Genomic DNA, 5157 nt, shown 5'->3' on the forward strand with positions numbered 1-5157 from the left:
AAAATAAAGTAGTACGCTTTGAACGACGAGGACTGGAAGTGTATTATCAAATTCATAATGATAAAGTAAGTGAAGTAGTAAAAACATTATTTTCTTAAAATTTGAATATTATGGAAAAAGACGTATGGGATCTACGTCTTTTTTTTGTTAGAAGGATGATATGAGAAAGAATGTTAATATGTAAGGAAAAAAGGCTAACCATTAAAATGTTGCTATATGGAATATATTCTAAAAGGAAAAGAAAAGATAGAAAGGAGTGTAATAAGTAAAAGGAGGGATAGTAGAATGGATGTAAAACGTGTGAAACAAATTTTATCTTCTTCAAGTAGAATCGACGTTACATATGAAGGTGTACCAGTATGGATTGAGAGCTGTGACGAGCAGAGTGGGGTTGCTCAAGTGTATGATGTATCTAATCCTGGAGAAAGCGTCCACGTGAACGTGACGGCTTTAGAGGAGAAGTAATAGAAAAGACGCTTCTAAATGTTTAGAAGCGTCTTTTTATTTCTTATTCCATCATATGTGCAATTTTCTTAGAGAACATAAGAAGTACTAATCCGAGTACGATTACGATAATACCGATACTTGCGAATACTTCTAAATATCCTAAAGATTGAGTGAAAGCAGCTAATTGTCCTGCTAATAAGTTTGCGAAGCCAGTACCAGCTAACCATACACCCATTAATAATGATGCTAATTTAACAGGAGCGATTGCACTTACCATAGATAATCCGATTGGTGATAAGAATAATTCACCAATTGTATGGAACATGTAAGTGAATACGATGAATAGTAAGTTTGCTTTCATTGTAATGTTACCTTCGTCGCTACCAGTTTTTAATACAGCTAAAGTTAGAACTAAATATCCAATCCCTAGTAAAATCATACCAAATGCCATTTTTGTTGGGATTTTCAAATCACCATTTTTTGTTTTCGAAAGTTTAATCCATAATGCAGAAACAGGTAATGCTAGTAAGATAATGAATAGTGGGTTTACAGATTGGAACCAAGGTGTTGGAATTGTAAATCCACCAATTGTACGATCCACAAACTTATCTGTGTAAAGTGTTAAAGAACTACCTGCTTGCTCAAATCCTGCCCAGAAGAATACTACGAAACAAGTTAAAATTAAAATTGCAGCAGTACGTTTTTTCTCTTGTGTTGTTAAAGGTTTTTTCTCGATTGCTTTTGCATTTTTTTCTTTAGATTTTTTCCCTACAACAGTTGTTCCGATAGACCCTAAGTAACGAGGTGCTAAGAAATTAAAGGCAAGCTGTCCAATAATCATACCGATACAAGCTGTTAAGAAACCGTATCTATAGTCTGCGAAGTAACCGCAAATGAATGGAGCGATAAGAGCACCTAAGTTAATTCCCATGTAGAAGATAGTGAAGGCACTATCACGACGAGAATCGTTTTCGCTATATAATTGACCTAATAAAGTCGAAATATTTGGTTTGAAGAATCCGTTACCAATAACTAATAATCCTAATCCTAAAAATAGTCCAGTTTTTGTATTCATTGAGAATAGTACAAAGTTACCAATTGCCATGATGATACCACCAATAGTAATGGCATGGCGCTTCGTAATGAAATGGTCAGTTAACCAACCACCGATAATCGGTGTGAAGTATACTAACATTGTGAAAATACCGTAAATTTGAACTGCAACTGCTTTATCAAATCCTAAACCGCCGCTTACTAAGCTCGTTGTTAAATAAAGAACTAATAAGCCACGCATTCCGTAATAACTGAATCTTTCCCATGCTTCTGTAAAGAACAACAAGTATAACCCTGGTGGATGTTTTTTTGGTGATTGTTGCTCTCCAGCTTTGTCTAATTTTAAAGCTGCATCCATTTTTGTTTCCCCCTAATCCTGTATAACGGATATTTATGTAATCATTTTAATTTACAAAATATTTAGAAGTCAATAGAATTATATGGAAATAGAAAGAAAATTTCTAAAAAAGTTCTATTTCACTTCGACCGTTACTGTATTTTGCCCTGAAAACGAGATGATAAGCGTTTTCAAATGTAATAATTGAATTCTAAAAGAAAATAAAATAGTGATTAATCAGAAAATTTAGATTAAAATATTTATTCTGATATAGAGAAAATATATTCTATTTACTTTTATAATATAACATATTGGGAATAAAAATACAAAATGAAATAATGTGACATTTAAGTGAATTGAAAAATAACCAGCTCCATAGAGGGGGAGCTGGCTAAGGAAAGATTATTTAACAAAGCGTTTTTCGATATCATCTAGTAGTAGGTTAGCAGCCATTACACCACCAGCTGTATTCCAAATCACATCATCAACTTTGTATGCTTTACCATTTTTTACTGCATTTAAGTTTTTAAATAGCGGATCATTGATATATTCCTTTTCTAATTCAGAGCCTTTTTTCTCGTTTCCTTTATCGAATGTGAAGTAGAATAATACATCGCCATCCATTGCAGAAATACGTTCTTTAGATACGTTACGCTCTGCGAAGTCATCTTTATTTTGATCACCAGGACGTTTAAATCCAAGTTCTTTTAAAATAACACCAGAGAATGTATCACCATGATAAATACGAACATCACCAGGCATGAAGCGAACCATAGAGATTTCTTGATTTACTTTATCACCTAGTTTGGCTTTTAAATCTTTCATACTTTTATCGTAATCAGCTAAAACCTTTTGGCCTTCTTTTTCTTTATTTAATGCTTTCGCATAAAACTTGAAGTTATCTTTCCATTCACCACGTAATGTTTCAGAGAACACAGTAGGTGCAATTGCTTTTAGTTGCTCGTACACTTTTTCGTGACGCATTTTGTTACCTATAATTAAGTCTGGTTGTAAAGAAGCGATTGTTTCTACGTTCACTTGTCCTTCATCACCAACAACTTTTACATCTTTCATTTTATCTTTAATATGTGGATACCATGGATCACCAGTCCAAGATTTTACAGCCCCAACTGGTTTCACACCCAGCTCAAGTAAAGCTTCAGTTCCTTCGTTTGTTAAAATAACTACACGTTTTGGATTAGCAGGAACTTCTGTTTTCCCCATTGCATGTTCAACTGTAATCATTTCTTTTTTTGTATCTTCTTTTGTTTCTTCTTTCGTATTTGATTTTCCACAAGCACTTAAAAGTAGTGAAAAGGCTAATAAAAATACAAATACTGTAAACGATTTCTTTCGCATGAAATTCATTATGTACCCCCTACATAGTGAGAATTTTTTTCAATAGCAAGCATGATAATAATACTTCATGGCCTCGTTGTCAATGAAAATAATTCTCATTTCCGTTGACAATGAGAATTAAGTTGAAATACACTTACAACGTATCATTATACATTGAAGGGGAAACGCTGCATGTTATTAAAAACAAATCAAGCAAAATGGATTGGATTATTTGTTGGGATCATTGCAGTCATTACTTGTATTTGGGGAAGTATTATTTTTGGATATACAAATACGAGTTGGAAATTAGCGTTAGATGCTTTTTTCCATTTTAATGGTTCCAATGAACATATTATTATTCAAAATGTGCGTCTACCAAGGGCATTAATTGCAGCAAGTGTTGGTGCTAGTTTAGCCATTGCAGGTTGTCTTATGCAAACTTTAACGAAGAATCCACTTGCTTCTCCAGATTTTATTGGATTAAATTCAGGTGCTGCTTTCTTCATCGTTGTAGCAATTGTTATTTTTTCCGTGACGTCATTATCAGCCTTCACGTGGATTGCCTTTTTAGGGGCAGCAGTTGCAGCTGTACTTGTATTTGCTTCTAGTTCTTTAGGAAAAGAGGGGACAACACCTCTTAAGTTAACATTAGCAGGGGTCGCAATTAGTGCGTTATTTTCATCATTAACACAAGGATTACTTGTGTTAAATGAAAAGGCGCTTGAAGAAGTATTATTTTGGCTTGCCGGATCTGTGCAAGGAAGAAAGTTAGAAATTTTACAATCTGTATTCCCGTATTTATTAATAGGCTGGATTGCATCTATTATGATGGCAGGGAAAGTAAATACATTGATGATGGGGGAAGACGTTGCAAAGGGACTTGGGCAACGAACGATTTTAATGAAATCATTCGTGTTACTTATTATTGTCCTGTTGTCTGGTGGTTCAGTTGCCGTTGCTGGTCCAATTGGATTTATTGGAATCATTACCCCGCACTTTTCCAGCTTTCTTGTTGGAGTAGATCATAGATGGAGAGTGCCGTATAGCGGCTTGTTAGGTGCAATACTATTAATCTTAGCTGATATCGCAGCAAGATATGTCATTATGCCACAAGAAGTACCGGTAGGAGTTATGACAGCATTTATTGGTGCGCCGTTCTTTATTTATATTGCACGTAAGAGAGGGCTTAGCAAATGAAGAAGTATATTCCGTTTCGTATAGGAAAAGGCGGGCTCTCGTTTTTAATGTATAAACGAGCTTGTCTCGTCTTATTCAGTTTACTAGTTGTTTTAATAGGATTATTTTTTGCGAGTGCAGGTATGGGAGACATGAAAATTGCTCCTTATGATGTATGGCAAGCGATCACTGGAAATGGCGATGCGATGTCAAATATGGTTGTAAATAAGTTTCGTATGCCGCGTATTTTAATTGCTATTCTTGTAGGGATCGCACTTGCGATCGCAGGATGTATTTTACAAGGCCTCGTCCGAAATCCACTTGCTTCTCCGGATATTATCGGGATTACAGGTGGTGCAAGTGTTGCAGTTGTATTGTTTTTAGCTATATTTAGTGATAAAAATAATGCGCTAACTGTAAGCATTCATTATATGCCGCTAGCAGCCTTTGTTGGGGCAACAATTGTAGCGCTTTTTGTATATTTATTTGCATGGAGAAATGACGGGTTATCGCCGATTAGTCTTGTTTTAATTGGTGTTGGGTTTTGGGCATTAACGAAAGCGGCAACGACTTTGTTTATGTTATTAGCGCCAATTTATCAAGCAAGTCAAGCGAATGTATGGATTACGGGTACTGTTTACGGTTCTTCATGGCAAAATGTCATGGTACTTGCGCCGTGGGTTCTCATTTTAACGGTAATATCATTTATAGCTGCTAGACATTTAAATGCGCAAGAGCTAGGGGATGATATTGCGGTAGGACTTGGTGTTCCTTTAACGAAGTCACGCGTATTCATGTTATTACTT

General features: G+C 35.2%; 5 protein-coding genes and 1 pseudogene. 4 read left to right on the plus strand and 2 right to left on the minus strand.

The annotated features are described in order from the left end of the window. Together MR079_RS27500 and MR079_RS27505 are read left to right on the plus strand one after the other, a co-directional pair. A pseudogene (locus tag MR079_RS27500) lies at positions 1–98 on the plus strand (ArsR/SmtB family transcription factor); the annotation flags it as partial. A 187-nt stretch (positions 99–285) separates the two neighbouring features. After that, positions 286–465: an acid-soluble spore protein H gene (locus MR079_RS27505; RefSeq protein WP_000382683.1), complete on the plus strand. Its 180-nt coding sequence runs from the start codon at positions 286–288 to the stop codon at positions 463–465. A gap of 43 nt (positions 466–508) precedes the next feature. Here the strand turns inward: MR079_RS27505 and MR079_RS27510 are convergent, their stop codons facing one another. Next, positions 509–1858, minus strand: coding sequence for a peptide MFS transporter (locus MR079_RS27510; protein WP_000338308.1), 1350 nt, complete (start codon positions 1856–1858; stop codon positions 509–511). A gap of 381 nt (positions 1859–2239) precedes the next feature. Then, positions 2240–3205 (minus strand): ABC transporter substrate-binding protein, encoded by a 966-nt coding sequence (locus MR079_RS27515; protein ID WP_242295007.1) that lies wholly within the window; start codon positions 3203–3205, stop codon positions 2240–2242. Positions 3206–3367: 162 nt separating this feature from the next. On the opposite strand from MR079_RS27515, the gene MR079_RS27520 reads away from it, so the two are divergent. Together MR079_RS27520 and MR079_RS27525 are read left to right on the plus strand one after the other, a co-directional pair. Then, complete coding sequence (locus MR079_RS27520; protein ID WP_242295008.1) at positions 3368–4372, plus strand: FecCD family ABC transporter permease; 1005 nt, start codon at positions 3368–3370, stop codon at positions 4370–4372. Further along, on the plus strand, positions 4369–5157 hold a 789-nt coding region (locus tag MR079_RS27525; protein ID WP_242295009.1), incomplete at its 3' end, for a FecCD family ABC transporter permease. The genes MR079_RS27520 and MR079_RS27525, both read left to right, overlap by 4 nt.

Origin of the sequence: Bacillus cereus group sp. BfR-BA-01381 (assembly GCF_022663555.1) — a bacterium.
In the GTDB taxonomy this organism is placed as follows: Bacteria; Bacillota; Bacilli; order Bacillales; family Bacillaceae_G; genus Bacillus_A; species Bacillus_A pacificus.

Bases quoted from the DNA above. Each gene is read 5' to 3' on its own strand.
- MR079_RS27505 (WP_000382683.1), top strand. From the start codon at position 286: ATGGATGTAAAACGTGTGAAACAAATTTTATCTTCTTCAAGTAGAATC.
- MR079_RS27510 (WP_000338308.1), bottom strand. From the start codon at position 1,858: ATGGATGCAGCTTTAAAATTAGACAAAGCTGGAGAGCAACAATCACCA.
- MR079_RS27515 (WP_242295007.1), bottom strand. From the start codon at position 3,205: ATGAATTTCATGCGAAAGAAATCGTTTACAGTATTTGTATTTTTATTA.
- MR079_RS27520 (WP_242295008.1), top strand. From the start codon at position 3,368: ATGTTATTAAAAACAAATCAAGCAAAATGGATTGGATTATTTGTTGGG.